The sequence below is a fragment of the Seonamhaeicola marinus genome, assembly GCF_008085455.1.
Genome location: NZ_VSDQ01000367.1, coordinates 1 through 391 on the forward strand (window position 1 = coordinate 1; position 391 = coordinate 391).

A 391-nucleotide genomic window follows, 5' to 3' on the forward strand; every position below is an offset into this window, starting at 1 on the left:
AGCAGAGACTATTGGAATGTTAATGGTAATGTTTTTAGTAAACTTTGTTTGAATATTTACTTCTCTAGGTAATACTTCTGAGTATGCAGGAACTAAAAGGACGTCATCGTAGGTTAAACCTTCTCCTACAATTTTGTTTGAATGTGATGTCATGTTGCAATTACATTTATAATTGCGTGCAAATATACAATATTAATAACGATAATAGATTTATGCTTACATTAAATTAATCATAATTATTAATACAATAGGTCCTTAGGGTATTTATAGCGTAGTTATATCTGTTTTCTTTATCAGATAAATCTCCTGAAAAAGCAACTTCTTTAGGTACAATGAAGGTGTAAATACCTTTACCTTGTGCCATTTTATCAATAGTCTTCAATGTTTTGGC

General features: G+C 29.4%; 1 protein-coding gene. It reads right to left on the reverse strand.

The features are described 5' to 3' along the window. The coding region (locus tag FUA24_RS04960) for an IMP dehydrogenase (protein ID WP_148540282.1) at positions 1-153 on the reverse strand (153 nt) is incomplete at its 3' end. Between the last annotated feature and the right edge of the window lie 238 nt (positions 154-391).